This is a genomic window from Pseudomonas palleroniana (genome assembly GCF_003031675.1).
Classification (GTDB): domain Bacteria; phylum Pseudomonadota; class Gammaproteobacteria; order Pseudomonadales; family Pseudomonadaceae; genus Aquipseudomonas; species Aquipseudomonas palleroniana.
The window spans coordinates 128,829-154,894 of record NZ_PYWX01000071.1 but is presented as its reverse complement, the minus strand read 5'-3'; the positions used below and the strand labels follow the sequence as shown (position 1 = coordinate 154,894).

General features: G+C 61.7%; 28 protein-coding genes. 12 read left to right on the top strand and 16 right to left on the bottom strand.

Annotated elements, in window-relative coordinates; translation table 11 throughout:
• Window positions 1–34: 34 nt before the first annotated feature.
• From bufB to C9383_RS25150, 7 genes are all read left to right on the top strand, one after another.
• Window positions 35–859 (top strand): MNIO family bufferin maturase, encoded by an 825-nt coding sequence (gene bufB / locus C9383_RS25175; RefSeq protein ID WP_090370229.1) that lies wholly within the window; start codon window positions 35–37, stop codon window positions 857–859.
• The gene (locus C9383_RS25170) at window positions 856–1,605 is read left to right on the top strand and encodes an HvfC/BufC N-terminal domain-containing protein (protein ID WP_060755688.1); all 750 of its coding nucleotides are present in this window, start codon (window positions 856–858) and stop codon (window positions 1,603–1,605) included. The genes bufB and C9383_RS25170 overlap by 4 nt, the downstream gene beginning before the upstream one ends.
• A complete protein-coding gene (locus C9383_RS25165) occupies window positions 1,598–2,050 on the top strand; it encodes an alpha/beta fold hydrolase (protein ID WP_090370231.1) in 453 nt (150 codons plus the stop codon). The genes C9383_RS25170 and C9383_RS25165 overlap by 8 nt, the downstream gene beginning before the upstream one ends.
• Before the next feature lie 86 nt (window positions 2,051–2,136).
• Window positions 2,137–3,504 carry an MFS transporter gene (locus C9383_RS25160; protein WP_090370233.1) on the top strand — a complete coding sequence of 456 codons (1,368 nt, stop codon included), beginning with the start codon at window positions 2,137–2,139 and terminating at the stop codon, window positions 3,502–3,504.
• 67 nt (window positions 3,505–3,571) lie between these two features.
• Entirely contained in the window at window positions 3,572–4,693 is a 1,122-nt protein-coding gene (locus C9383_RS25155; RefSeq protein WP_090370235.1) for an MFS transporter, read from the top strand.
• A 56-nt stretch (window positions 4,694–4,749) separates the two neighbouring features.
• Entirely contained in the window at window positions 4,750–4,926 is a 177-nt protein-coding gene (locus C9383_RS28280; protein ID WP_162843525.1) for a hypothetical protein, read from the top strand.
• 14 nt (window positions 4,927–4,940) lie between these two features.
• Window positions 4,941–5,141, top strand: coding sequence for a DUF6021 family protein (locus C9383_RS25150; RefSeq protein ID WP_090370237.1), 201 nt, complete (start codon window positions 4,941–4,943; stop codon window positions 5,139–5,141).
• 21 nt (window positions 5,142–5,162) lie between these two features.
• On the opposite strand, the gene C9383_RS25145 is transcribed toward C9383_RS25150, so the two are convergent.
• The 5 genes from C9383_RS25145 to glnH are packed head-to-tail and all read right to left on the bottom strand — an operon-like array spanning window position 5,163 to window position 9,292.
• The gene (locus C9383_RS25145) at window positions 5,163–6,068 is read right to left on the bottom strand and encodes a MurR/RpiR family transcriptional regulator (protein ID WP_090370240.1); all 906 of its coding nucleotides are present in this window, start codon (window positions 6,066–6,068) and stop codon (window positions 5,163–5,165) included.
• A 24-nt stretch (window positions 6,069–6,092) separates the two neighbouring features.
• Window positions 6,093–7,133 (bottom strand): C45 family autoproteolytic acyltransferase/hydrolase, encoded by a 1,041-nt coding sequence (locus tag C9383_RS25140; RefSeq protein ID WP_090370242.1) that lies wholly within the window; start codon window positions 7,131–7,133, stop codon window positions 6,093–6,095.
• Window positions 7,134–7,142: 9 nt separating this feature from the next.
• A complete protein-coding gene (glnQ, locus tag C9383_RS25135) occupies window positions 7,143–7,865 on the bottom strand; it encodes a glutamine ABC transporter ATP-binding protein GlnQ (RefSeq protein WP_060755681.1) in 723 nt (240 codons plus the stop codon).
• Window positions 7,862–8,518 (bottom strand): glutamine ABC transporter permease GlnP, encoded by a 657-nt coding sequence (glnP, locus tag C9383_RS25130; protein WP_060755680.1) that lies wholly within the window; start codon window positions 8,516–8,518, stop codon window positions 7,862–7,864. Before glnP ends, glnQ begins: the two co-directional genes overlap by 4 nt.
• A gap of 30 nt (window positions 8,519–8,548) precedes the next feature.
• The gene (gene glnH / locus C9383_RS25125) at window positions 8,549–9,292 is read right to left on the bottom strand and encodes a glutamine ABC transporter substrate-binding protein GlnH (RefSeq protein WP_090370245.1); all 744 of its coding nucleotides are present in this window, start codon (window positions 9,290–9,292) and stop codon (window positions 8,549–8,551) included.
• A 356-nt stretch (window positions 9,293–9,648) separates the two neighbouring features.
• On the opposite strand from glnH, the gene C9383_RS25120 reads away from it, so the two are divergent.
• Together C9383_RS25120 and C9383_RS25115 are read left to right on the top strand one after the other, a co-directional pair.
• On the top strand, window positions 9,649–10,977 hold the full coding sequence (locus tag C9383_RS25120) for an aspartate aminotransferase family protein (protein WP_090370247.1): 1,329 nt from the start codon (window positions 9,649–9,651) through the stop codon (window positions 10,975–10,977).
• Between the two features lie 12 nt (window positions 10,978–10,989).
• A complete protein-coding gene (locus C9383_RS25115; protein ID WP_090370248.1) occupies window positions 10,990–11,553 on the top strand; it encodes a carboxymuconolactone decarboxylase family protein in 564 nt (187 codons plus the stop codon).
• Window positions 11,554–11,613: 60 nt separating this feature from the next.
• On the opposite strand, the gene C9383_RS25110 is transcribed toward C9383_RS25115, so the two are convergent.
• Window positions 11,614–11,850, bottom strand: coding sequence for a DUF6555 family protein (locus tag C9383_RS25110; RefSeq protein WP_060755676.1), 237 nt, complete (start codon window positions 11,848–11,850; stop codon window positions 11,614–11,616).
• A 120-nt stretch (window positions 11,851–11,970) separates the two neighbouring features.
• Here C9383_RS25110 and C9383_RS25105 point away from each other — a divergent pair, with 120 nt between their 5' ends.
• The 3 genes from C9383_RS25105 to C9383_RS28275 all read left to right on the top strand — a co-directional run bounded on the left by C9383_RS25105 (window position 11,971) and on the right by C9383_RS28275 (window position 13,929).
• Window positions 11,971–12,822 carry an arylamine N-acetyltransferase family protein gene (locus C9383_RS25105; protein WP_090370251.1) on the top strand — a complete coding sequence of 284 codons (852 nt, stop codon included), beginning with the start codon at window positions 11,971–11,973 and terminating at the stop codon, window positions 12,820–12,822.
• Window positions 12,823–12,945: 123 nt separating this feature from the next.
• Window positions 12,946–13,698 (top strand): outer membrane beta-barrel protein, encoded by a 753-nt coding sequence (locus C9383_RS25100; RefSeq protein WP_090370253.1) that lies wholly within the window; start codon window positions 12,946–12,948, stop codon window positions 13,696–13,698.
• A gap of 27 nt (window positions 13,699–13,725) precedes the next feature.
• Entirely contained in the window at window positions 13,726–13,929 is a 204-nt protein-coding gene (locus tag C9383_RS28275) for a hypothetical protein (protein WP_159438933.1), read from the top strand.
• Between the two features lie 155 nt (window positions 13,930–14,084).
• On the opposite strand, the gene nuoN is transcribed toward C9383_RS28275, so the two are convergent.
• The 10 genes from nuoN to nuoE form a co-directional block, all read right to left on the bottom strand.
• Complete coding sequence (gene nuoN / locus C9383_RS25095) at window positions 14,085–15,548, bottom strand: NADH-quinone oxidoreductase subunit NuoN (protein WP_060755672.1); 1,464 nt, start codon at window positions 15,546–15,548, stop codon at window positions 14,085–14,087.
• 7 nt (window positions 15,549–15,555) lie between these two features.
• Window positions 15,556–17,088, bottom strand: coding sequence for an NADH-quinone oxidoreductase subunit M (gene nuoM, locus C9383_RS25090; RefSeq protein WP_016974046.1), 1,533 nt, complete (start codon window positions 17,086–17,088; stop codon window positions 15,556–15,558).
• Window positions 17,089–17,127: 39 nt separating this feature from the next.
• The gene (nuoL, locus tag C9383_RS25085; protein ID WP_090370255.1) at window positions 17,128–18,981 is read right to left on the bottom strand and encodes an NADH-quinone oxidoreductase subunit L; all 1,854 of its coding nucleotides are present in this window, start codon (window positions 18,979–18,981) and stop codon (window positions 17,128–17,130) included.
• Window positions 18,978–19,286 (bottom strand): NADH-quinone oxidoreductase subunit NuoK, encoded by a 309-nt coding sequence (gene nuoK / locus C9383_RS25080; RefSeq protein WP_003174727.1) that lies wholly within the window; start codon window positions 19,284–19,286, stop codon window positions 18,978–18,980. Before nuoK ends, nuoL begins: the two co-directional genes overlap by 4 nt.
• A 2-nt stretch (window positions 19,287–19,288) precedes the next feature.
• The gene (gene nuoJ / locus C9383_RS25075) at window positions 19,289–19,792 is read right to left on the bottom strand and encodes an NADH-quinone oxidoreductase subunit J (RefSeq protein ID WP_060755670.1); all 504 of its coding nucleotides are present in this window, start codon (window positions 19,790–19,792) and stop codon (window positions 19,289–19,291) included.
• Between the two features lie 9 nt (window positions 19,793–19,801).
• Window positions 19,802–20,350 carry an NADH-quinone oxidoreductase subunit NuoI gene (gene nuoI, locus C9383_RS25070; protein WP_003174725.1) on the bottom strand — a complete coding sequence of 183 codons (549 nt, stop codon included), beginning with the start codon at window positions 20,348–20,350 and terminating at the stop codon, window positions 19,802–19,804.
• Between the two features lie 11 nt (window positions 20,351–20,361).
• The gene (gene nuoH / locus C9383_RS25065) at window positions 20,362–21,369 is read right to left on the bottom strand and encodes an NADH-quinone oxidoreductase subunit NuoH (protein WP_060755669.1); all 1,008 of its coding nucleotides are present in this window, start codon (window positions 21,367–21,369) and stop codon (window positions 20,362–20,364) included.
• Window positions 21,366–24,080, bottom strand: coding sequence for an NADH-quinone oxidoreductase subunit NuoG (gene nuoG / locus C9383_RS25060; RefSeq protein ID WP_090370258.1), 2,715 nt, complete (start codon window positions 24,078–24,080; stop codon window positions 21,366–21,368). Before nuoG ends, nuoH begins: the two co-directional genes overlap by 4 nt.
• 135 nt (window positions 24,081–24,215) lie before the next feature.
• Window positions 24,216–25,571: an NADH-quinone oxidoreductase subunit NuoF gene (gene nuoF, locus C9383_RS25055; protein ID WP_060755667.1), complete on the bottom strand. Its 1,356-nt coding sequence runs from the start codon at window positions 25,569–25,571 to the stop codon at window positions 24,216–24,218.
• Window positions 25,568–26,065, bottom strand: a complete 498-nt coding sequence (gene nuoE, locus C9383_RS25050; protein WP_003174721.1) for an NADH-quinone oxidoreductase subunit NuoE — start codon at window positions 26,063–26,065, stop codon at window positions 25,568–25,570. The genes nuoF and nuoE overlap by 4 nt, the downstream gene beginning before the upstream one ends.
• Window position 26,066 lies beyond the last annotated feature (1 nt).

The following is a 26,066-nucleotide window of genomic DNA, read 5'->3' as shown; positions in this document are numbered from 1 at the left end:
CGCGGGCTCGCCACTTTTTTTGCGGGGATCCGCCATGCCGACACCTAATCCTCACTTTTCCGGCTACGGCCTGGGGCTGCGCAAGGAGCATTACTGCGACTTTCTGGAAACCTCGGTCCCCGTGGACTTTGTCGAAGTGATCTCCGAAAACTTTATGGTCGCGGGCGGCCAGCCCCGGCACATTTTGCGCCAGGTTCGCGAGCGGCACCCGGTGGCGCTGCACGGGGTGTCGATGTCGATCGGCACCGCCGAGGGGCTCGACGCCCACTACCTGCGGCGCCTCAAGTCGCTGGTCGATGAGATCGAGCCGCTGTTTGTCTCCGACCATCTGAGCTGGTCACGCAGCGGTCACTTCAATGCCCACGATTTATTGCCGGTGCCCTACACCGAAGAGGCACTGGACCGGGTGTGCGCCAATATCGATCAGGCCCAGGAGGCGTTGGGTCGCACGCTGCTGTTCGAAAACCCGTCGAGTTACCTGGCCTTTGATGGCGCCGTCATGAGCGAGTGGGCATTTATCGACGCCATGACCAAGCGCACGGGCTGTGAGTTGCTGCTGGACATCAACAATGTGTTTGTCAGCGCCAGCAACCACGGCTTCGATGCCGACGCGTTCCTCGACGGCATCCCCGCCGAACGGGTACGCCAGGTGCACTTGGCCGGGCATAGCCAGGGCCGCGAATTGTTGATCGACAGCCATGACAGCCCGGTGTGTGACGGGGTGTGGGCGCTGTATGTCAAGGCCATGGCCAAACTGGGCCCGGTGGCGACCATGATCGAACGTGACGATGAGATTCCGCCATTGGCCGAGTTACTGCGGGAATTGTCGATGGCCCGCACGCTGGGAGCGCAGCCATGAACCTGGCCGAGTGGCAGCAAACCTTTCGGACCTGGCTGGTGAGCGCGTCGGATGAGTCCGCTCAACGGCTGGGCAATCACCACGCCGGTCTTGCGGTGTACCAGAACAACTACCGTGCCCAGTTGGTGGGGTGCCTGGAGCAGGCGTTTCCCAACCTGCGCCGTTGGCTGGGTGAGACGGCGTTCCTGGCGGCCAGCATGACTTACATCGACCAGCAGCCACCCCACGCCTGGACCCTGGATGCCTACCCCGAGGGCTTCTATCACAGCTTGAAAAGCACGTTTGCCCACAATCCCGATGTGCACGAACTGGCCTGGATCGAGTCGGCCCTGAGCGAAGCCTTTGTGGCCGCCGATGCTCAACCCGTGCCGTTGGAGGCGCTGGCCGGGGTGGACTGGGACACGGCCCACCTGCGGTTGACGCCGTCGCTGCGTTGCCATGCCTTGACCACCAATGCCGAGGCGATCTGGTCAGCCTTGTGGCAAGAGGCCGCGGCCCCCGAAGCGGTCATGCTTGATGTCCCGGGCGGCGTGCTGGTGTGGCGGCGGCAGTTCACCTCGCGCCTGCGCCAGGTGGATGCGCTGGAACTGCACGCATTGTTGCAGGTGCAGGGCGACGGCAGTTTTGCCGGGTTATGTGAGTGCCTGGTCGAGCGCCTGGGGGAAGAGGCCGGTGTGATGCAGGCCGGTGAGTACCTGGCCGGGTGGCTGGGCAGTGAGTTGATTGTGGAGGTGGGCCATGTTTGATCGTCGTGATTTTCTGCTGCTGGCGGCAGTCACCTTGTCCGCGCCGGCGTTTGCCGTGCAACAGGTCAGCACCGATGAGCAGGATATTCGCTATGAACAGGCCGGGCCGGAGGAGGGCCGTGCGATCATCCTGCTGGCGGCCGACGCCAATGCCTTTGCCGCAGTGACAGCCGCTCTGGCCGCCCAAGGGTTTCGGGTGATTGTGCCGTACTTGCGCGATGCGCACGACGCAGCGCTTGGCCAGGATGTGCTGGAACTGATGAATGCACTGCATATCCCCGAGGCGGTACTGGCGGGTGTGGAATTGGGCGCGCGGGTGGCTTCGCATGCTGCGCTATTGAAGCCGAGTCGCTGCGTCGGGCTGGTCACCTTGAACACCGCGCCCCAGCCCGGTTTTGCCGAGGCGGTGGGGCTGATGGCGAAGACCGGACACTGGCGAACATGAAAATATTGACAGCCAGGCGATCGGCCACTGAAAAAAATCCCCGCTGCCCGTAACCTAGAGGCCTTTGTCTCCTGCGGGGAGTGTTCATGTCTTCTGTCGCCGATGGGTTGCCCTCCCATAAACGCTGGCCGGCGGTGATTGCCCTGTCGCTGGGGATCGGCATGGCAACCCTCGACACGGCCATCGTCAACACCGCGTTGCCGACGTTGGCCGAGGGTATCGGCACCGATTCGGCCTCGGTGATCTGGGTGGTCAACGCTTACCAGTTGGCGATCATCGCCACGGTGCTGCCCTTTGCATCATTGAGCGATGTGCTCGGGCACCGGCGGGTCTATCTGGGCGGCTTGTTGCTGTTCATTGTCTCGTCGCTGTTGTGTGGGCTGGCCGGTTCGCTATTGACCCTGACCGCCGCACGCGTGGCGCAAGGGCTCGGCGCGGCCGCGCTGATGAGCGTGAATACCGCGTTGCTGCGGCATATCTACCCATCCAAAATGCTTGGGCGCGGGTTGGGCTACAACTCGCTGGTGGTGGGGCTGGCGTTTACCCTCGGGCCGACCGCGGCGTCGGCGATTCTGTCGGTGGCGACCTGGCATTGGCTGTACCTGATCAACGTACCCCTGGGGCTGTTGGCACTGGGCCTGGGGTTGCGCGCGCTGCCGGTACTGCCGTTGACCGGGCATGCCTTCGACCGTCTTGCCGCGCTGTTGTGTGCCGGTCTGTTCGCCTTGCTGGTGTTGGGGCTGGGCACCGCCGTGCACGGCGCCCAGGGCGCATTGACCCTGGGCCTGCTGGCCTTGGCGCTGGGTTGCGGTGCCTGGCTGCTGCGCCGCGAGGTCGGACACCCGGCTCCGATGCTGGCGGTGGACCTGTTCAAGCGCCCGGTGTTTGCCCTGTCGTCCCTCACGGCCATCTGTGCGTTCAGTGCCCAGGGGCTGGCCTTTGTGTCGCTGCCGTTCCTGTTGCAAGCGGTGCTGGGGCATAGCCAGGTGGAAACCGGGTTTTTGATGACGCCGTGGCCGGCGGTCGTCGCGGTGATGGCGCTGGTGGCGGGGCGCCTCGCGGATCGAGTGTCGCTGGCGCTGTTGTGCGGCATCGGGCTGTTGATGCTCAGTGTGGGCATGGCGACGTTGGCCACGCTGGGCAGCGGCGCATCGGCCTTTGAGATTGGCTGGCGCATGGCGTTGTGTGGTGCCGGGTTCGGCTTTTTCCAGTCGCCCAACCTCAAGGCGATCATGACCAGCGCCCCCTTGGCCCGCAGCGGCGGCGCCAGCGGCATCGTGGCGATCTCGCGCTTATTGGGGCAGACGCTGGGGGCGTCGCTGGTGGCGTTCTGTTTCCATCTGTCTGTGGGCAGTGGTCCTGAGTACGCGCTATGGCTGGGTTGCGCGTTTGCCTTGGTCGGCGCCGTGGCCAGTGGCTTGCGTCTGTTGCCCTATGACAAAAAGGTCGGATAAATCGTTGTAAAACGCCGGTCGGGAAGGCTACCGTGGCGACCTGAATATTTCGGAATGTTTCAGCATTATGTCGGTCCAGGCTCAACGCACTGCTGATGTGTCTTCCCGCCGCGCCGCGCTGACCCTCGCGTTATGCCTGCCCAGCGATGTACTGCTCTACCTGCTGCTGCCTATGGAGTCCCAGGCCTTTGGCATCACCCTGGCCCAGGCCGGCGTGCTGCTGGCGGCTAACCGGCTGGTGCGGATTTTCGGCTATCGCCATGTGCTGAACTTCTACGCGCGCCATGGCGACCGGTTGACCTGCATGATCGCGGCGGGGGCGGCGACCGTCTGCGCCGTGGGCAACTCGATGCTCTCAGGGTTCGCTGCGTTGCTGGGGTTGCGGCTGATCTGGGGCCTGTGCTTTGCCGCGTTGAACCTCTCCACCCAGGTGCTGGCGACTTCGGAGCCTGCCGGCGCGGCACGCCGGGCCGGGCGCTCGCGGGCGATGATTGCGCTCGGGCCAATGCTGGCTTTGCCCCTGGGCGGCTGGCTGACCTTATGGGCCGGGCCACGGCCGATCTTTCTGATTCTGGCCGGCAGCTGCTTGTTGGGGGTGTGGGCGGCGCACGGCCTGCCCAGGGTCGGCCATGACTTGCACAGTGCGGGGCGCCGTTTCAAATGGCCCGACAGCGTGGCGACCTGGTCATTTATCGAAGGCGTGGCGCTGGACGGACTCTTTATCTTTGGCCTGTCGATCCAGGCGCAGAAGCTGCTGGGGGGCGATGCAGTGCTGATCGCCGGTGGCCTGATGGCCCTGCGGTATGCCTCGGAGATGCTCCTCAGCCCGCTCGGCGGTCGTGCGGCGCAACGCTTCGGGGCCACTTCGATGTTGCTGCTGTTTTCGTTCCTGAGCGCCTTGGCCCTGGCGGCGTTCGGCAGTTACTGGGTGGTCATCGGCGCGGCGGCGGTGCTGGTGCTGCGCGCACTGCAACTGCCATTGGTGACCACCCTGGTCGCGGAGCGCAACCCGGGCTCGATGCGCGTGTCGGCACTGGCTTCCAACGCGGTATGGCGGGATATCGGCGCGGGCCTGGGGCCGTTGCTGGCGGGCCTGTTGCTGCCGGTAGCTGCGGCGCCCTGGGTGTTCGGCCTGGCCGGCGCGGCGATTGCGCTGAGCGCGGTGTTCTGCTGGCGGGCAAAAAGTTGAACGATGGCGCACGGCGGTTTCTCTAACCCTGTGTAGACCCTTTGAGGTGAACCATCATGCCCGAATACAAACAGCCGCCGCCCGGCACCCCGAACCCTGACCGCACACCCGGTGAAGAGGAGCGCGACAACGATGCGTTGCGTCCCAACGACCCGGCGGAGCGTCAGGACAACGATGTGGAACGGGTCGAGCACGACCTCGACAACCTCCACGACAAAGCCCGCCCGCTCTGAGCAAGGAGATTGCCGTGAATGACACGCCCAAAGGCCCGCGTTCGAGCGAGCACGCCAGCGGCAAGGATGAGTTGGGGTTTGACCCGGATTCGCCGGACGTGGCGGACCCGCAGGTGGACCCTGTCGGTCCGGCTATCGCCCCGTTGGATAAGGACAAGAAAGACCAGGATGAAAACAAGCCGCCCTATGACCCGTTGGGCGACCTGAAGCCTTGAACAGGAAGTTGAGCGCGGTTCTCACAGCGAAGCGTTAAGTTCATCGATCAGTGTCTCGCGGTACTTCAACGCCGAGATCGACCGATCGCCGAGCTTGCTTGCCACCGCGCTCAACAAGCCCTGGGCGAGCAACATGAAGGCGCACATGCTGTTACTGAAAAACAGGCTGTGATTGGGCACATAGAAGCTGTGCAGTGCCACTTTGGCCAGTGGCGAGCTGGAGGAGTCGGTCAGCGCAATGACTTTGATCCCATGGCGTGCTGCAATCTCGGCGGTGGCCAGCACACTGGGGGTGTAGGGGAAGCAGCTGGCAACCACCAACACGTCCCCCATGTCCAGTTGTGCCAGCGCATCCGCCACGCCTTGGCGGCTGGAGTCGAGGGCCGACACATCCGGGCGCAGCATGCCCAGGCCATACGACATGAACAGCGCCAGTGAATTGAACTGCCGCATGCCATGAATCCGCACTCGGCGCGCCTCGGCCAGCAGTTCTACGGTCTGTACGAACACCTCGGGATCGACCTGTTCGATCATGCTGGCGATGTTGGCGCTTTCCTGGCGGCCCAGGCGGGTCAGTTGGTTGAGGATGTCCTTGTCTTCATGATTGACCACCAGCCGTGAGGCCTGGTCGCTGTAGAAGTGCTTGCCCTCGGTAATTTCCCGCCGAAACACATCCTGCAACTTGCTGAAGCCGCCGTAGCCCAGGCGTTGCGCCAGCCTCGAGAGTGTCGAGGCATTGACGTCCAGTTGCTCCGCCAGCTCACTGATCGAGGACACCGCCGTGCGTTGCGGTGACTCGATCAGCGCCATCAACACCCGCCTGGAACTGCTGCCCAGCGCGATATCGACGTCGCGCCGTTCGATAGCCGCGAGCAATTGCTTGAGGCCGTCCAGCGTGTCGGGAAGGGCTGTCAGGGCTTTATTCATCACAGGGTCCATGTCAATGAGTGGCTACGCACCCAGGTGAACCACGCCTTCGGCAGCGGCTTGGTCGGTGTCAGGCTGCGTATAAATGCGCCACTCTACAGTGTTGGCGCTGATCCGAAAAACGCCGGTTGCCAAGGTGTTCTCATCGTCCGGATCATCCGCCGCACTGCGGTACACCGGCAGATGCCCACCGGAGGTGTCACGCAGCAGCGTCAGCGCAACCTCCGCGTGCAATGCGCCAGGCCATTGCAGCAGGTGCATATTGATACAGCGTTGCCTGGCGCCGGAGCTGTCGGTAATGCGCTGTGCCACCTGGCTCAATGCTGGCGCAACCAGATGGTTGGAATGCCCGACCGGCGCCTGGACTTCACGCACGTGGCTCGCGCCTGCGCACGCTTCCACGCTGACCACCCGCAGGCTCCCCGCCTGGCCGAACGTGTGGTGAAACGCGCCGGCGCGGTCGGTGCGTGTCACGATCGAGATCGCCTCATCAAGGGTACTCGCGTCCAGCGTCGCGCGCCCCAGGATCTGGCGTGGGATGCCGGAGGGGATATGCAAGGGCCGGATATTGTTGACGGTCGCCACCAGCCCGCGCTCATTCACCGCCAGTGTGTGCCCGGGCAGTGAGCCGGGGTAAACAAAGCTGGTGAACGCCAGGCCGGCATCCGGCGTGGCATGCAGCAGTGCGCAATGGCCTCTGAGTTGCGGGAAGCCGTCTTCGTTATGGGCGATCAGCGTACCGCCTTGGGTGGGGCCGAATACGGTCGTGCAGCCATCCACGCTGTGGGGGTGCACGTAGTCGCCTCGGCAATTCCACATGAACACCTCATCCACCGGCAACTGCAAGCCGTCGGCCAGCCCTTCGAGTTCCTGCCAGTAACGCGGGAACTCGTCTTGCACCCGCTGGCGCATCTGCCAGGCCGCCGGGGTGTGTGCCTGCGCCGCCAGGTATTGCCAGAGAGCAAGGGGACGCAAGTGCGTAGCCACCGCGTCGCGGCCGAAAACCCCCAGCCCGCGGCCGATCGAATAGGCACTTCCATCAAGATGAATAGAGGGCAGTGTCATTGCATCTCCTCACGATACATGTTGCAGAAACTCGCGCAGGCGCGGGCTTGGCGGGTTGGCGATGAGTTCGGCGGGCGGGCCGTCCTCTGCGATGCGGCCCTTGTCGATGAAGATCAGGCGCGTGGCAACCTTGCGTGCGAAATCCACTTCGTGGGTGACGATCACCATGGTCATGCCTTCATCGGCCAGCGATTTCATCACGGTCAGCACTTCGTGGCGCAATTCCGGATCCAGCGCGGATGTCGGTTCGTCAAACAGCATGAGCTTGGGCTTGACCGCCAATGCCCGTGCGATGGCGACGCGTTGCTGCTGGCCGCCGGACAGCTCGGAGGGGAAGTGATTGGCACGTTCGGCCAAACCGACTTTTGCCAGCAGCTCGGCGGCCAGTTGCTCGGCCTCAGTACGGCTGGCGCCGCGTACCCGTACCGGGCCGAAGGCGACGTTCTGCAGCGCCGTCATCTGAGGGAACAGATGAAACTGCTGGAACACCATGCCCGCTTCCTGGCGGATCAGACGCTCATCGACCTTGGGATCGTTGACCTCCAGGCCATCGACGATCAGTTGGCCGTCGGTGATCTCTTCGAGTTTGTTGATGCAGCGCAGCAGGGTGGATTTACCCGAGCCCGACGGTCCGATGATGACGACCACTTCACCGCTGGCGATCTTGAGGTTGATGTCGTGCAGCACCTGAGTGCTGCCGAAGTGCTTGGACACACCTTTGAACTCGATCATAGGATTTTCAGCCTCGATTCCATACGTCGCAGTACATAGCTCAGCACCAACGTAATGATCAGATAGATAACGGCGACCGCAGACCAGATTTCCATCGCGCGGAAATTGCCGGCGATCACTTCCTGGCCCTGGCGGGTCAATTCGGCGACACCGATCACGATGAACAGCGACGTGTCCTTGATGCTGACGATCCATTGGTTGCCCAGCGCCGGGATCATCCGGCGGAACGCCAGCGGGGCGATCACATAGCGCAGCGTATCGCGCCTGGACAGGCCCAGCGCCAACCCGGCTTCGCGGAAACCTCGGTTGATCGACAACACCGCGCCGCGGGTGATCTCGGCGATGTAGGCGCCGGAGTTGAACATGATGGTCACGACGGCGGCCGAGAATGGATCGATGCGCACCGGAATCATCATCGGTAGCGCAAAGTAGATGAACATGACCTGCACCATGATCGGTGTGCCACGGATCAGTTCGATGAAAACAAGCGCAACACGGCTGCTGATAAAACCACCGTAGGCACGGGCAAAACCCGCACCTACGCCGATGACGGCACCACCGATCAGACCCAGGATCGAAATCCACAAGGTCAGCTTGGCGCCGTCGAGCAGGACCGGCAGCGCATCCCAAATGGCGCTCCATTGGAAATGCATGCTGAATTCTCTATTGAGGAAGGACGGGAGTTATTGCGGATCGGTGCCGAACCACTTGCGATAGATCTGCGTGTAGGTGCCGTTCTCGCGAATCTTCTTCAGCGCCGCGTTGACCGGCTCGCGCAATTCGCTGCCTTTGGGGAAACCGATGCCGTACTGCTGCGCGAGCATCTGTTGGCCGACGGCCTTCACCTGGCCTTCGCCTGCCGTCTTGATGTAGTACAGGACGTTAGGCGTGTCGTGCATGGCGGCATCGACGCGGCCGGTGCGCAGTTCCAGGTAGGCGTTATCGATATTGGGGAACTGGCGCAGTTCGCTGGCTTTCAGGTTGGCCTTGGCGTAGTCCGCTGCCGAGGTACCGCTTTTCACCGCCAGGGTCTTGCCGGCGATATCCGCTTCACCTTTGATGGTGTTGTTGTCGCTTTTGACCATCAACAGGAAACCGCTGTTGTAGTAACCATCGGAGAAGTCGATGGCTTGCTTGCGCTCTTCCTTGATCGTGATCCCGGCGAGCGCTACGTCGACATTATGGGTTTGCAGGGCAGGGATGATGCCGTTGAAGTCCATGGGCTTGAGCTGGTAGCTGACGCCCATTTCTTTGGCAATGGCGGCCCACAGGTCGATGTCGAAGCCCACGTATTCGTTGCCTTGCTTGAACTCGAACGGTACGAACGCGGTGTCGGTCGCGACCAGCAGTTCCTTGCTCGCAGCGAAGCTGCTTGAGGTGGTGACCAGTGCCAGTGCCGCCAGTGAGACCTTCAGAAAGTGCTTCATGGGTATTTTCTCTTCAGGGGGAAACAAGCCCGAGGCTAGCCTGGGGCGATGGGGATAGCGGCAGTCAATTTTTTGAGTGATCCACAGGAATTCACTCCACTTTTTTGTTATAGGCCCGGCTAGCCACCCGAAAGAGGAGGCGCACGACACATTTGCTTTTTAGCAAAATATACATGCATTTATTTTGCGTGCAACTATATTTTGCATGGCTGGCGCGCCACGAAAAAAGGTTTTAAGCCATAAAAGTCTGGGTTTTGCGGGTTTATTTGAGCGGTGAGGCACTGAATGGTTATGCAAAAAATAATTGCATTTAAAAAATCTGCATCTATTATTTGCAAAAAACCGGAGCGGCATCCATGAGCCACGTCTTTCATCGCAGCCTTACACAAAGCTACCCCATTGCAGTCAAGGGCGAAGGGCCTTACCTGATCGACGCCAATCAACGTCGTTACCTGGACGCCAGTGGTGGCGCTGCGGTGTCGTGTCTGGGCCACAGCGACCCGGACGTGATCGAGGCGGTGCGTCGGCAGGTGGGGCAGTTGGCTTACGCCCACACCTCCTTCTTTACCACGCAGGTGATGGAGGAACTGGCTGATTTCCTGGTGGCACGAGCCCCGGCGGGCATCGATTCGGTGTACTTCGTTTCAGGCGGTTCGGAGGCGATAGAAGCGGCGCTGAAACTCGCTCGCCAATACTTCATCGAGATCGGCCAGCCCCAGCGCAAGCACCTGATCGCACGGCGCCAGAGCTATCACGGCAATACCCTGGGTGCGCTGGCGACCGGTGGTAATGAATGGCGGCGCAGGCAGTTTGAACCGCTGCTGATTGACGTCAGTCATGTCAGCCCATGCTATGCCTATCGCCAGCAACAGGACGGTGAATCCGCCGAAGCGCTGGGCGTGCGCCTGGCTGGCGAACTGGAAGCGGAAATCCTGCGTCTGGGGGCTGAAAACGTCATGGCGTTTGTCGCCGAGCCTGTGGTCGGCGCGACGCTGGGCGCGGTGACTGCGGTGCCGGGCTATTTCAAACGCATCCGAGACGTGTGCGACCGCCATGGCGTCTTGTTGATTCTGGATGAAGTCATGTGCGGCATGGGCCGTACCGGCAGTTTGTTTGCTGCAGAGCAGGAAGGCATCACGGCGGATCTGATCACCATCGCCAAAGGGCTGGGCGCCGGTTACCAGCCCATCGGCGCAACGCTGGTGAGCCGGAAAATCCGTGATGCGATCACCTCGGGCTCGGGGTTCTTTCAGCACGGCCATACCTATATCGGCCACGCCACCGCCTGCGCCGCCGCGCTGGCGGTACAGAAAGCCATCGAGTCGCGTGGGTTGCTCGCCCAAGTCAACCGCTTGGGGGAGGGCCTGCGTGAGCGTTTGCTGGATCGTTTCGCCGAGCATCCGCACATTGGTGATATCCGCGGCCGTGGGCTGTTCCAGGGCATCGAACTGGTCGCCGACCGCAACAGCAAGGCGCCTTTCGACCCGGCTCTCAAGCTGCACGCCAAACTCAAGCAGGCGGCCATGGCTGAAGGCTTGATGTGCTACCCCATGGGCGGAACCATCGACGGGCAGCGGGGCGATCATATCCTTCTGGCACCGCCGTTCATTCTTGAGGATCATCACCTTGATGAGATCGCCGACAAACTGCTGGTTGCGGTGACGACCACGTTGAAGAACCGCTGAGGGGAGCGCGCAATGGCTATTCAATCGCGTCTAAGCGAGTTGACCGAAGCGTCGATGAGCGATGCCCAGCGCGCTGTGCTCAAGGAGATCCTGGCAGGGCCGCGTGGCAATCTGGATGGGCCTTTCCTGGCCTGGATCCACAGCCCGCAACTGGCGAACCATGCACAGCGGCTGGGGGCCTTTTGTCGTTATGGCACGCAACTGGAACTGCGCCTTACCGAGTTGGCGATCCTGTTTACGGCAGCCTGGTGGCAGTCCCAGGCCGAGTGGCAGATTCATGAGCCCATTGCGCGCTCAGCCGGTGTCAGTGATGCGGTCATCGAAGCGTTACAGCAGCAGGCAGCGCCGCCCTTTACCCGTGAGGACGAGGCGTTGGTCTATCGCCTCGGCAAGACGCTTTATGAAACCCGGCGTATCGATGACGCGCTCTATGCACAGGCGATAGCGGCTTTCGGAGAGCCGGCCGTGGTCGAGCTTGTCGGTGTTTTTGGCTACTACGCGCTGGTGGCGATGACGCTGAATGTGTTCGCGGTGCGCCGTGATACGGATGCACCACTGCCATTTGTCGAGCGCTGAACAGTCTGTCCTGTGTCTGATCTATAAAAAAGCCCCACCTTTATGGTGGGGCTTGTTCTTTCACTTGGGGGCTGTCCACGTTACCTCGGTAATCCCGAATTTTTCCGCCTTGGGCCGGGTGGTTTTCTTCACCTGTTCATGCCCCACGCGCCCCACGCGACTGACGTGCGCAACGTCGGCATCAACCGCTGCCCAGTGCCATGCCTCAGCGTTGTTCATCACTTCGGCACGCACTACAAACGACTTCGGTTGACCGTGCAGTTGATAGTGAATGGTGTAAATCTTCGCGGTACTCATGTTGCCTCCCTGTCTTGTTATAGATGGATAGGTTGGCGCCGAGAAAGGTTCATTCAAAATGACAAGCCGTTGGCTGGCGCGGCATAGTGACGCCTTCGCCACGCGCTCAAGGATCGCGCCATGTCCCACCCCACTGACAGCCGCCTGACTCACAGCCAGCTTTATCTGCAACGCCTGGGCTACGCTTCGCCCCCACCGCCGACCCTTGAAACCCTGCAAGCGCTGCAATTGCGCCACGTGTGCACCTTTGCCTTCGAGAGCGTGTCGACCTTGTTGCACAGGCCGGTACCCATCGACTTGCCCAGTGTCGAGCAAAAAATCCTGTTGGATGGGCGCGGCGGGTATTGCTATGAGCTGAACCAGATGTTCCTGGCGCTGTTGCAGGAACTCGGCTTCGACGCACGGGGCATCACCGGCCGCGTGGTGCTGGGTGGTCCGGCGGATGCGCACACGGCGCGCACCCACCGCTTGAGCCTGGTGACCCTGGAGGGCGTGCGCTATATCACGGATGTCGGCTTTGGCGGCATGGTGCCCAGCAGCCCGTTGCAACTGGACACCCAAGCGCAGCAGGCCACGGCCCACGAACCTTATCGGCTGACCTTCGACGGGCAGGGCAGTTACACCCTGTGGGTGCTGGTCGCCGGGGAGTGGCGCGGTTTGTATGTGTTCGACCTGCAAGTGCAGGCCGCCATCGACTACGAAATCGGCAACTGGTACGTCTCTACACACCCTGACTCGGTGTTCCTCGGCCAGTTGAAAGCGGCACGGTTGGCCCCGGGTAAGCGTTATACCTTGGCCAATGCCCACTATGCGGTGCACAGCCTGGATGGGCCCAGCGAAAAGTGCGTGATCGACAGTGCGGATGAACTGCTGGCACTGCTGCAAGAGACCTTTGGTATTCACCTGCCAACCGATCCCAAGCTTCGCGAAGCGCTCAGTGGCTTAATAATGGCCAACACTGCAGAGCCTTGAGCTAGAGCCATCGCTGAACCGTTTTACCTCCAAAACGATGCAAATTAATTCGAACCTTTGCCAACGGCCGAGGTTCGAAGCGGTTCCTGAATAATTTGCTCACTCACAAGGAGATGTAAAACGATGTCCAAGCTATTCGGAAAAATCTTCAAGGGTTCCTCCCTGCTGGCGCTGGTCGCTGCACCTGCCGTGGTGTTCGCGGCACCGCCTACCGGCCCTATTTCCACCTTCGGTATCCTGGGTAGCTATAACGATTTCAAATTCGAAGGCGGCAGCGCAAGCGACAAGAGCCACATGCCTGAAGCCGGGCTGTTCTACAACTTCGGCAACAAGCTGACTGCCGAATCCGGCTTCATCTATCAAGCCGGTATCGAAGCCAAGTACGGCGAAAAAAGCGACGACAAGCTCAAGGAAGGTCAGGCTGACCTGGACCTCGGCTGGCGCGCCGCGCTGGATGCGCGCAACTTCGTCGACGTGATTGTGGGCGGTGGCTACACCTGGACCCGCTATGAGCCCGACACCAACGGCTATGACGTCAAGCTCACCAATAAATCGCCATTCGCCAAGCTGGCACTGGGCTACAACCACCAGTTCGATGACATGACCCTGCGCGTTGAAGCCGGTGCCCGTCAGACCATCGACGGCCGCGCCAAACTCAAAGTGGATGGCGTGGGCAGTGACACTGTAGACCTCAAGGATCGCACCAACCCCTACGCCGAAGTCAGCCTGCTGATGAACCAAAATGGCAATCTGCCGGTGATGGCGGGCTTGTACTACACCCGCACCGAATACAAGCTCGACGAAGACTCCTTTACCGCCGACAACACCAAGCTCAAGCGTGATGAGTACGGTTTCAAGGTGGGTATCACGTTTTAAGGCTGCGATTGAGCCAGACACGTCGACGTGAATGAAAAACGCCCCGAAGTGATTCGGGGCGTTTTTTTTGCGCCGTTTATCTGTGTGGAGCGTTTTGTGGTGATGGGGGAGGGTGGAGACGTTAAAGGTATGGGTTCAACCCAGCGCTGCGAGTTTGCATTTCTGGCGAGCGCGTTTGTCGTGGCGAGGGAGCTTGCTCCCGTTGGGCTGCGTAGCGGCCCTGAAACCTGACACTGAGATTTCTCAGGGGTAATGCGGTGTCTGTGCTGGGGTCGCTTCGCGCCCCAACGGGAGCAAGCTCCCTCGCCACAGGAAATGTAAACAATGGCAAGAATGCAAAACGGCGCCCGAAGGCGCCGTTCTGTTGACTGCATGTGCCTAAGCGATCAAACGCCCAACACCGCGTGCTGCACCAGGGTGAGCAACGGTTGTGGGTACACGCCCAGGAAGAACGCGAGCAGGGCGATGGCCAGCAGCATTACGCCACCGGCTTTCTGTTCCCAGTGCAGCTCGGCATCCACACGACGCAGGTTTGGCTCGATCAGGTACAGGGTGACCATCACGCGCAGGTAGTAGAACACGCCAATGGCGCTACCCAGCACCAGGGATGCCACCAGCCACCATTCGTGCGCTTCAACACCGGTCGCCACGATGTAGAACTTGCCGATGAAACCGGCCGTCAGCGGGATACCCGCCAGGGACAGCATCATCACGGTCAGTACGGCGGTCAGGTACGGACGGCGCCAGAACAGGCCGCGGTATTCGTACAGGGCATCAGCGTCACGGCCTTTGAACGGCGAGGACATCAGGGTGATCACGCCGAACGCGCCGAGGCTGGTGATCACGTAGGTGACCAGGTACACACCCATGGCTTCCACGGCCAGGCCTTTGCTCGCCACCAGGGCGATCAGCAGGTAGCCGAAGTGCGCGATGGACGAGTAACCCAGCAGGCGCTTGAGGTTGTTCTGGGTCAGGGCAAGCAGGTTACCGAACAGGATCGACGCGATGGCGATCACGGTCAGCACGGTGCTCAGCACGCCGGTGTTGGCGGCAGGCGAGATCTGGAACAGACGCACCATCACCGCGAATACGGCCACCTTCGACGCCGTGGCCAGGAACGCAGCCACCGGCGCCGGGGCGCCTTCGTACACGTCCGGGGTCCACAGGTGGAAGGGCACCAACGACAGCTTGAACGCCAGGCCGATCAGCATCATCGCCAGGCCCAGTTGGGCAATCGGCGCAGGCATGCTGGTGGTGGCCAGGGCGTGGCCGATCCCGGTGAAGCTCAGGTTGCCGGCTTCGGCGTAGAGCAGGGCCATACCGAACAACAGGAACGCGGAACCGGCGGCCGACAGCACCATGTACTTGATGCCGGCTTCCAGGGAGCGCTTGTTGAAGAAGGCGTAGGCCACCAGGCCGTAGGTCGGGATCGACAGCAGTTCCAGGCCGATGAACAAGCCGGCCAGGTGCTGTGCGCTGACCAGCACGATACCACCGGCAGCAGCCAGCAGGATCAGCAGGTACAGCTCTTCCTTGTTGCCCGGGTAGCCGGTGCCGCCTTCGCCCATGTAGGCATGGGCGAGGGTGACGCACGCCAGGGTGGCTACGAGGATCAACGCGATGTACAGCAGCGCGAAGTCATCGACCATCATCAGCGGGGTCACCGCCAGTGGCGCGACCTTGAGGGCCGGAATGATCGACAGCAAGGCCAGGTTCAGGCCGGCACAGGACAGCAGGAACGTTTGCGAGTGATTGCGGCGCCAGGCGATCGCCAGCATCACCACCACGATGGTGAGGCTGGTGATCAGCAGCGGCGCAAGCGCGATAAAGTGTTGGATCGTGAATTCCATAGCGCTCTTACCGGGCCGAAGCGAGTTGAGAGAAGGCGGTGCCGAACCACTGCTGCACGCCATGCATCGTTGCGGCAGAAGTGTCCAGGAACGGTTGCGGGTACACGCCGATGTAGATCAGCAGTACCGCAAGGCCGAGCACCATGATCAGTTCGCGAGCATCCATCCCTTGCAGGACAGTGTCGGACTTGGCCGGGCCGAAGTAGGCGCGGTGGATCATGATCAGCGAGTAGACCGAGCCGAATACCAGGCCGGATGTAGCGATGGCGCTGATCCACGGTGTCTGTACGAACGAGCCCATCAGGATCAGGAATTCGCCGATGAAGTTACCGGTGCCCGGCAGGCCCAGGGACGCCGCGGCAAAGAACAGGCTGATCGCCGGCAGGTAGGCGATGCGCGACCACACGCCACCCATCTCACGCATGTCGCGGGTGTGCAGGCGTTCGTACAACTGGCCACTCAGGATAAAGAGGGCAGCGGCCGAGACACCGTGGGCCAGCATCTGGATCACTGCGCCTTGCAACGCCAGCTGGCTGCCGGAGTAGATGCCGATCAGTACGAAACCCATGTGCGAAACGGACGAGAACGCGATCAGACGCTTGATGTCGGTTTGCGCGAAGGCCAGGAACGCGCCGTAGAAGATCCCGATCAGACCCAGGGTCATGGCGATCGGCGCGAACTCGGCCGAGGCATTCGGGAACAGCGGCAGGGCGAAACGCAGCAGACCATACGCCGCGGTCTTCAACAGGATACCGGCCAGGTCGACCGAACCTGCTGTTGGCGCCTGGGCGTGAGCGTCAGGCAGCCAGGAGTGGAACGGCACCACCGGCAGCTTCACCGCGAATGCGATGAAGAAGCCCAGCATCAGGATGTACTCGGTGGTCAGGGACATCTTGGTTTTCAACAGGTCGGCGTAGTTGAAGGTAATCACGCCGGTGTTGTTGAAGTTGACCAGTACCAGGCCCAGGATCGCCACCAACATGATCAGGCCGGAAGCCTGGGTGAAGATGAAGAACTTGGTCGCCGCGTAGATCCGGGTTTTCTTGCCGTCCGAAGAACTGTGACCCCAGAGCGCGATGAGGAAGTACATCGGCACCAGCATCATTTCCCAGAAGAAGAAGAACATGAACAGGTCGAGGGCGAGGAACACGCCGACGACGCCGCCCAGGATCCACATCAGGTTCAGGTGGAAGAAGCCCACGTGACGCTGGATTTCTTTCCAGGAGCAGAGTACCGAGAGGATACCCAGCAGGCCGGTCAGCAGGATCATCAACAGCGACAGGCCGTCGAGGGCCAGGTGCACGTTGATGCCGAAGCGCTGGATCCACACGTGCTTGAATTCAAGCGCGAAGGTTGGATCGACACCCGGTGCCGGAGCGAATGAATAGTCACCATGGGCCCACAGCCAGAGGCCGAGTGCGAGTTCCAGGGACATGGTCAGCAACGCAATCCAGCGGGGGAGGGTGGCGCCGAAGCGTTCACCCATCCAGCAGAGCAGGCCGCCGATAAAGGGGATCAGGATTAGCCAGGGCAGAATCATGACGGGCTCGTTTCCTTTCGCAAGTTCGCAAAGTTCATATCAGACCGCTACCACTACGATGGCGCCGATCACTAGCACGGCACCGGCCGCCATGGAAGCTGCATACCAGCGCAGTTGGCCAGTCTCGCTGCGGCTCAGGGCGGTGTGACCGGCCTTGGCGGCGCGCGGGATCAAACCGATGGTCTGGTCGAGCGGGTCTTTACGCAGTACATGGCTGATGGCCAGGTATGGCTTGACGAACAGTTTGTCGTAGATCCAATCGAAGCCCCAGGCAGCGAACCACCAGGCCGAAAGGAAGCGGCCAATGCCACTGTTGGCAACGGCGGTCACGAAGCGACGCTTGCCGAGGAACAGCAGGGCCGCCAGCAGGATACCGGCAATGGCGATGGCGCCCGAGACGATTTCCAGGCTGTGCTGGGCTTCGCCGCCGGCATGGCCGACGCTTTGTGGCAATACGCCGTGCAGTGGCGGCGTGATCATGGCACCGACGAAGGTCGACAGCACGATCAGTACCGACAATGGCAGCCAGTGCGAGATGCCGTGGCCTGCGTGTGCTTCGGTCTTGGCTTCACCGTGGAAGGTGATGAAGATCAGGCGGAAGGTGTACAGCGAGGTCATGAACGCACCCACCAGGCCTGCGTACAGCAGGTTCTGGTTACCGCTGGCAAAGGCTTCCCAGAGGATCTCGTCTTTCGAGTAGAAACCGGCGGTCACCAACGGCAGGGCAGCCAGGGCGGCACCACCGACGATGAAGCTGGCGTAGGCCAACGGCAGTTTTTTCCACAGGCCACCCATCTTGAAGATGTTCTGCTCGTGGTGGCAGGCAACGATCACCGCACCGGAAGCGAGGAACAGCAGGGCCTTGAAGAAGGCGTGGGTCATCAGGTGGAAGATCGCCGCGTCCCAGGCACCGACGCCCAGGGCCAGGAACATGTAGCCGATCTGGCTCATGGTCGAGTAGGCGAGGATGCGCTTGATGTCGGTCTGTACCAGCGCAGCGAAGCCGGCCAGTACCAGGGTCACGCCGCCGACCAGGCCGACCAGGTGCAGGATTTCCGGCGCCAGGGTGAACAGGCCATGGGTACGCGCAATCAGGTAGACACCAGCGGTTACCATGGTTGCGGCGTGGATCAGTGCCGAAACCGGGGTAGGACCGGCCATCGCATCCGCCAGCCAGGTTTGCAGCGGCAGTTGCGCGGATTTACCCACGGCACCGCCCAGCAGCATCAGGGTGGCCAGGGTGATCCAGAAGTCGCCGACCTGGAATTTCTGCGGTGCCAGTACCAGCAGTTCCTGGATGTTCAGCGTGCCCACCTGTTGGAACAGGATGAACAGGCCGATTGCCATGAACACGTCGCCGATACGGGTGACGATAAAGGCCTTGAGTGCCGCGTTACCGTTGTTGCGGTTGCTGTAGTAGAAACCGATCAGCAGGTACGAGCACAGGCCCACGCCTTCCCAGCCGAAGTACAGGAACAACAGGTTATCGCCCAGTACCAGGAACAGCATGCTGGCGATAAACAGGTTGGTGTACGAGAAGAAGCGCGAGTAACCGGCTTCACCGCGCATGTACCAGGACGCGAACAGGTGGATCAGGAAACCCACGCCCACCACCACGCCGAGCATGGTGATCGACAGGCCGTCGATGTAGAGGGCGAAGTTGGGCTTGAAGCCCTCCACCGACATCCACTGCCACAGCACCAGGGTGTAGTGGCCGCCTTCCGGCGGGGCCACGTTGAATTGCCAGATGACGTAGGCGGCAACGATCGCCGACAGGCCAATCGAGCCCACGCCCACCAGGGCCGAGAGGTTTTCCGACCAGCGTCCACGGGAGAACGACAGCAGCAGGAAACCGATCAGGGGAAATACGAAAGTCAGAAAGATCATGTTCATCCGCGCATCTCACTGGCAGCGTCGATATCAAGCGTGTGGAAGCGACGATACAGTTGCAGCAGGATCGCCAGGCCGATACTGGCCTCGGCGGCTGCCAGGCTGATCACCAGGATGAACATGACTTGTCCATCCGGCTGGCCCCAACGTGCACCCGCGACGATGAAGGCCAGTGCTGCGGCGTTCATCATGATTTCCAGGCTCATCAACACGAACAGAATGTTACGGCGGACCATCAGGCCGACCAGGCCAAGGCAGAACAGGATGCCGGCGACCGCCAGACCATGCTCCAAGGGGATAGCAGGCATCGTCATTGCTCCTTGGCTTCGTTGCGGCCCAAGTGGAAGGCGGTGACGGCTGCGGCGAGCAGCAGCATCGACGCCAGTTCGACCACCAGCAGGTACGGGCCGAACAGGCTGACGCCCACGGCTTTTGCATCCACGGTGGTGTGGCCGATGGCCTGGCCGCTCTGGTGAGCGAACAGCACATACAGCAGTTCACCCAGCAGCAGGGCGGCGAGGACAACCGGGCCGAGCCAGATACCGGGTTTGAGCCAGACGCGCTCCTGGGCGACCGAAGCCGGCCCCAGGTTGAGCATCATCACCACAAACACGAACAGCACCATGATGGCGCCGGCGTAGGCGATCACTTCCAGGACACCGGCGAACGGTGCGCCGAGGCTGAAGAAGGTCATGGCCACGGCGATCAGCGAAATGATCAGGTAGAGCAGGGCGTGCACGGGGTTGGTGTTGGTGATCACGCGAAGCGTGGACACAACCGCGATACCCGATGCGAAATAGAAAGCGAATTCCATCTTTCTTCCTTAAGGCAGCAAGCTCTTCACGTTGATCGGCTCGGCTTCGTTTTGTGCGGCGCCTTTTGGCTTACCGGCAACGGCCATACCTGCAACACGATAGAAGTTGTAATCAGGGTTTTTACCGGGACCAGAGATCAGCAGATCTTCTTTCTCGTACACCAGGTCCTGACGTTTGAACTCGGCCATCTCGAAATCCGGTGTCAGCTGGATCGCGGTGGTCGGGCAAGCTTCCTCGCAGAGGCCGCAGAAAATGCAGCGCGAGAAGTTGATGCGGAAGAAGTCCGGGTACCAGCGACCGTCTTCGGTTTCAGCTTTCTGCAGGGAGATGCAACCCACCGGGCACGCCACGGCGCACAGGTTGCAGGCTACGCAACGCTCTTCGCCATCGGGGTCGCGGGTCAGCACGATGCGGCCGCGATAGCGCGGCGGCAGGTACACCGCTTCTTCCGGGTATTGCAGGGTGTCGCGTTTGCGGAAGCCGTGACCGAACACCATCACCAGGCTTCGCAACTGGGTACCGGTACCCTTAACGATGTCGCCAATATATTTGAACATGGGTCAAATCCTCACTGAACCGCGCCGGCTGGCGTGTTCAACAACACAACGGCAGCCGTCACCAGCAAATTGATCAGGGTCAGCGGCAGGCAGAAGCGCCAGCTGAAATCCATCACCTGGTCATAGCGTGGGCGCGGAATGGAAGCGCGCAGCAGGATGAACAACATGATGAAGAACGCGGTCTTCAGGAAGAACCAGAAGAACGCCAACTGCGGCAGGATGCCGAACGGACCGTGCCAGCCGCCGAAGAACAGCGTGACCAACAGGGCCGAGATCAAGATGATGCCGATGTACTCGCCAACGAAGAACATGCCCCATTTCATGCCGGCGTATTCAATGTGGTAACCGTCGGCCAGTTCCTGTTCCGCTTCAGGCTGGTCGAACGGGTGACGGTGAGTCACGGCGACGCCGGCGATGAAGAAGGTGCAGAAGCCGAAGAACTGCGGAATGATGAACCACAGGTTCTGTGCCTGGTACTCGACGATGTCGCGCATGTTGAACGAGCCGACCTGCACCACGATGCCCATCAGCGCCAGGCCCATGAACACTTCGTAGGACACGGTCTGGGCCGAAGCCCGCAAGCTGCCGAGCAGGGCGAACTTGTTGTTGCTCGACCAACCGGCGAACAGCACCGCATAGACCGACAGGCCGGCCATGGCGAAGAAGAACAGCAAGCCGATGTTCAGGTCCGCCACGCCCCAGGTCGGGGTGATCGGAATGATCGCGAAGGCGATCAGCAAGGCGCTCATGGCCACGACCGGTGCCAGGGTGAAGATCACCTTGTCGGCAAACGGTGGGGTCCAGTCTTCCTTGAAGAACATTTTCAGCATGTCGGCGGCGATCTGGAACATGCCGAACGGGCCAACGCGGTTCGGACCGTAACGGTCCTGCCACCAGCCCAGCAGGCGACGTTCGACGAAGCTGAGCAGGGCGCCCGCGACGACCACGGCCAACAGGATCACGACAGCCTTGAGGACCGCAATGATCACGTCGATCACTTCAGGGGTGAACCAGGTCATTGCGCTGCCTCCTGCAGACCGTCAACGGTTTTGCCAAAGATCGCCGGCGGAATACCGGCGAGGCCTTTAGGCAGTGCAACCAGGCCGGCACCCAACTCATCGTTGATGCGCAGCGGCAGACGCAGGGTCTGGCCGGCCACGTTCAGGCTGAGCAGGGCACCGTCGTTGACGCCCAGGCGATCGGCTTCTGACTTGGCGACCGACACGTAGGCGGCCGGGATACGTTCCTGAACCGGCGCGGCCTTGGAAGAGTTCTCTTCGCTGCCGAACAGGTGGAAGAACGGTACGACCTGCCAGGTGCCCTGGGCCGGGTTGAACGGACGCGGTACGGCAGCGAACCAGTTCAGCGAATCACCGCTGCTTTCGATCAGGCGGGTGCCCGGGTCGCCAGCGCGGATATGACCACCGACTTCATCCTGGAACTTGTTCCAGGCCTGCGGCGAGTTCCAGCCTGGAGACCAGGCAAACGGCACTTGCTGACGCGGCTCGGCCGAACCCGAGTAACCTTCCATGGAGAAGTTGAACGCGGTATCCGGGTCTTGCGGGGTACGCGGTTCGTGCACGCTGATGTTGGCGCGCATGGCGGTACGACCGGAGTAACGCAGCGGTTCGCGGGCCAGTTTCAAACCCTTGATGCGGAACGCGGCGGATGGCGCGGCATCGACGATACGCGCCAGTTGCGGTGCGCTTGCGGCGGTAGCGGCGGTGACGTGGTCAAGCTGGGTCCAGTCGATCGGCTGGTTCAGCAGGGTGGCGCGCAGGGCATGCAGCCAGCGCCAGCCTTCGTGAACCAGGATGCTGGCGTCCATGTACTTCGGATCGAACACCTGGAAGAAGCGCTGGGCACGGCCTTCCTGGCTGACCAGGGTGCCGTCGCCTTCAGCGAAGGTGGCAGCCGGCAGTATCAGGTCGGCGCGTTCGCTGGTAGCGGTCTTCTGGTGGTCGGCAACGATCAACACCTTGGCGGCGTTCAGCGCAGCGTCAACCTTGGCCGCATCGGTGCGGGTGTACAGGTCGTTCTCCAGCACCACGATGGCATCGGCGCTGCCGTCGATGACTGCCTGCAGGGCAGCGTCCACGGACTCGCCACCGAGCATGGCCAGGCCAAGGCTGTTGGCTTCCGGCACGACCAGGCTGATGGAACCGTTCTTGTCACGCAGCTTCAACGCCTTGGCGATGTTGGCAGCGGCTTCGATCAGCGCCTTGGAACCCAGCGAGGTGCCGGCAATGATCAATGGGCGCTTGGCCGCCAGCAGGGCGTCGGCGATACGCTGGGCCAGTGCAGCGGCCTCAGTGTCCAGGCCTTCGACGGCAGGCGCGCTGGCGTCGAGGGCGTGGGCCACGGCGAAACCGAGGCGGGCCAGGTCGTCCGGCGCTGCGTGGACGCATTCTTCGGCGATGTCGTCGAGTTTGGTTTCAGCCAGGCTTGCGATAAACAGCGGGTTCAGCGCGTGCTGGCCGATGTTCTTCACTGCGGCGTCGAGCCAAGGCTGCACGCGCATGGCGTCGGCCATGGCTTCGGCCTTGCCTTTGACCGACTGGCGCAGGGACAGGGCGATACGCGCAGCGGTCTGGGTCAGGTCTTCACCGAGCACGAAGATCGCGTCGTGGTCTTCGATGTCGCGCATGTTCGGCACCGGCAGCGGGCTGTCGTTCAGCACCTGCAGGACCAGGCGGATGCGCTCCAGCTCAGCGGCTTCGATACCGGAGTAGAAGTGCTCGGCGCCGACCAGTTCGCGCAACGCGAAGTTGCTCTCGAGGCTGGCGCGGGGCGAACCGATCCCGACGATGTTGCGACCGCGCAGCAGGTCGGCGGCTTTATCCAGCGCTTCGTCCAGGCTCAGCTTGGCGCCACCGGCCAACAGTGGCTGGCGCGGACGGTCTTCGCGGTTGACGTAGCCGTAGCCGAAACGGCCACGGTCGCACAGGAAGTACTGGTTGACCGAACCGTTGAAGCGGTTTTCGATACGACGCAGTTCACCGTAGCGCTCGCCCGGGGAGATGTTGCAACCGCTGGAGCAGCCATGGCAGATGCTCGGGGCGAACTGCATGTCCCACTTACGGTTGTAGCGCTCGGAGTGGGTCTTGTCGGTGAACACACCGGTCGGGCAGACCTCGGTGAGGTTGCCGGAGAACTCACTTTCGAGCACGCCGTCTTCAACGCGACCGAAGTACACGTTGTCGTGGGCGCCGAATACGCCCAGGTCGGTGCCGCCGGCGTAGTCCTTATAGAAGCGCACGCAACGATAGCAGGCGATGCAGCGGTTCATTTCGTGGGAAATGAACGGGCCGAGGTCCTGGTTCTGGTGGGTACGCTTGGTGAAGCGATAACGGCGCTCGTTGTGGCCGGTCATCACCGTCATGTCTTGCAGGTGGCAGTGACCGCCTTCCTCACAGACCGGGCAGTCGTGGGGGTGGTTGGTCATCAGCCATTCGACGACGCTGGCGCGGAACGCCTTGGATTCTTCATCGTCGATGGAGATCCAGGTGTTGTCGGTGGCTGGGGTCATGCACGACATGACGATACGACCACGGGTGTCGTTCTCGTCGGTGTACTGCTTGACCGCACACTGGCGACAGGCACCGACGCTACCAAGTGCGGGGTGCCAGCAGAAATACGGGATATCGAGACCGAGTGACAGACAGGCCTGTAACAGGTTGTCCGCCCCATCGACTTCGAGCGCTTTGCCGTCTACGTGGATAGTGGCCATGGTTCAAAGTTCTTCGTTGGCCCGTTGTCAGCGGGCGTGGCTAATGGAATCTTGTTATTCATGTGCATCTACACAGCCATCAAGGCGTCAGCACATGAGAAAGCGAAGGGCACGGACCCTTCGCTTCTTTAAGCGTTACGCGCCGACTACGATCGGCTTTGCCAGAGGCGGGACGGCGGCGCTGACAGGCGCGATGCCGGCTTCGAACTCCGAGCGGAAGTATTTGATTGCGCTGCCCAATGGCTCCACGGCGCCCGGTGCGTGAGCACAGAAGGTCTTGCCTGGGCCGAGGAAACCGACCAGACCCAGCAGGGTCTCGATGTCACCCTCGCGGCCTTCGCCTTTTTCCAGGGCCATCAGCAGTTTCACGCTCCACGGCAGGCCGTCGCGGCATGGGGTGCAGAAGCCACAGGATTCACGGGCAAAGAACTGCTCCATGTTGCGCAGCAGCGAGACCATGTTCACGGTGTTGTCCACCGCCATCGCCAGGCCAGTACCCATACGGGTGCCCACCTTGCCGATGCCGCCGGCATACATTTGTGCGTCGAGGTGCTCGGGCAGCAGGAAGCCGGTGCCGGCGCCGCCTGGCTGCCAGGCTTTCAAGGTGTAGCCGTCGCGCATGCCGCCGGCGTAGTCCTCGAACAGCTCGCGGGCGGTGACGCCGAAGGGCAGTTCCCACAGGCCCGGGTTCTTGACCTTGCCGGAGAAGCCCATGAGCTTGGTGCCCATGTCTTCGCTGCCTTCGCGGGCCAGGGATTTGTACCAGTCCACGCCGTCGGCGATGATCGCCGGCACGTTGCACAGGGTCTCGACGTTGTTCACGCACGTCGGCTTGCCCCACACGCCCACGGCGGCAGGGAAGGGCGGCTTGGAGCGCGGGTTGGCGCGGCGGCCTTCGAGGGAGTTGATCAGTGCGGTTTCTTCACCGCAGATATAACGCCCGGCGCCGGTGTGCACGAACAGTTCGAAATCAAAGCCTGAACCGAGGATGTTCTTGCCCAGCAGGCCGGCGGCCTTGGCTTCTTCCACGGCACGGTTGAGGTGCTTGGCGGCGGTGGTGTACTCGCCACGCAGGAAGATGTAGCCACGGTACGTTTTCAGCGCGCGGGCGCTGATCAGCATGCCTTCGATCAGCAGATGGGGCAGTTGCTCCATCAGCATGCGGTCTTTCCAGGTGTTGGGCTCCATTTCATCCGCGTTGCACAGCAGGTAGCGGATGTTGATGGATTCGTCCTTGGGCATCAGGCCCCACTTCACGCCCGTGGGGAAGCCTGCACCACCGCGACCTTTAAGGCCGGCGTCCTTCACGGTCTGGACGATATCGTCCTGAGCCATGTCGGCGAAGGCCTTGCGCGCAGCGGCGTAGCCGTTCTTGGCCTGGTATTCGTCGAACCATACCGGCTCGGCATCGTCACGCAGGCGCCAGGTCAGCGGGTGGGTCTCGGGCGAACGCTTGATCAGGTTGGCCGGGCCGAAAGATGTAAGGGTCATGGGTAGCCCTCAAGCAATTGGGTCACGCCAGCGGGCTGCACGTCACCGAATGTGTCGTCGTCGATCATCAACGCCGGCGCCTTGTCGCAGTTGCCCAGGCAGCACACCGGCAGCAGCGTGAAGCGGCCATCCGGGGTGGTCTGGCCGAGGCCGATGCCCAGCTTGTTCTGGATCTCGCTGACCACAGATTCGTGGCCACCGATGTAGCAGACCATGCTGTCGCACACGCGAATGATGTGGCGGCCCACGGGCTGGCGGAAGATCTGGCTGTAGAACGTGGCCACGCCTTCAACGTCGCTGGCAGGGATGCCGAGGATCTCGCCGATGGCGTAGAGCGCGCCGTCCGGCACCCAGCCACGTTCCTTCTGGACGATCTTCAAGGCTTCGATCGACGCCGCGCGCGGGTCTTCGTAGTGATGCAGCTCGTGCTCGATGGCCGAGCGCTCGGTTTCACTCAAGGTGAAACGGTCTGTCTGGATAAGCGTGCTGTTCATG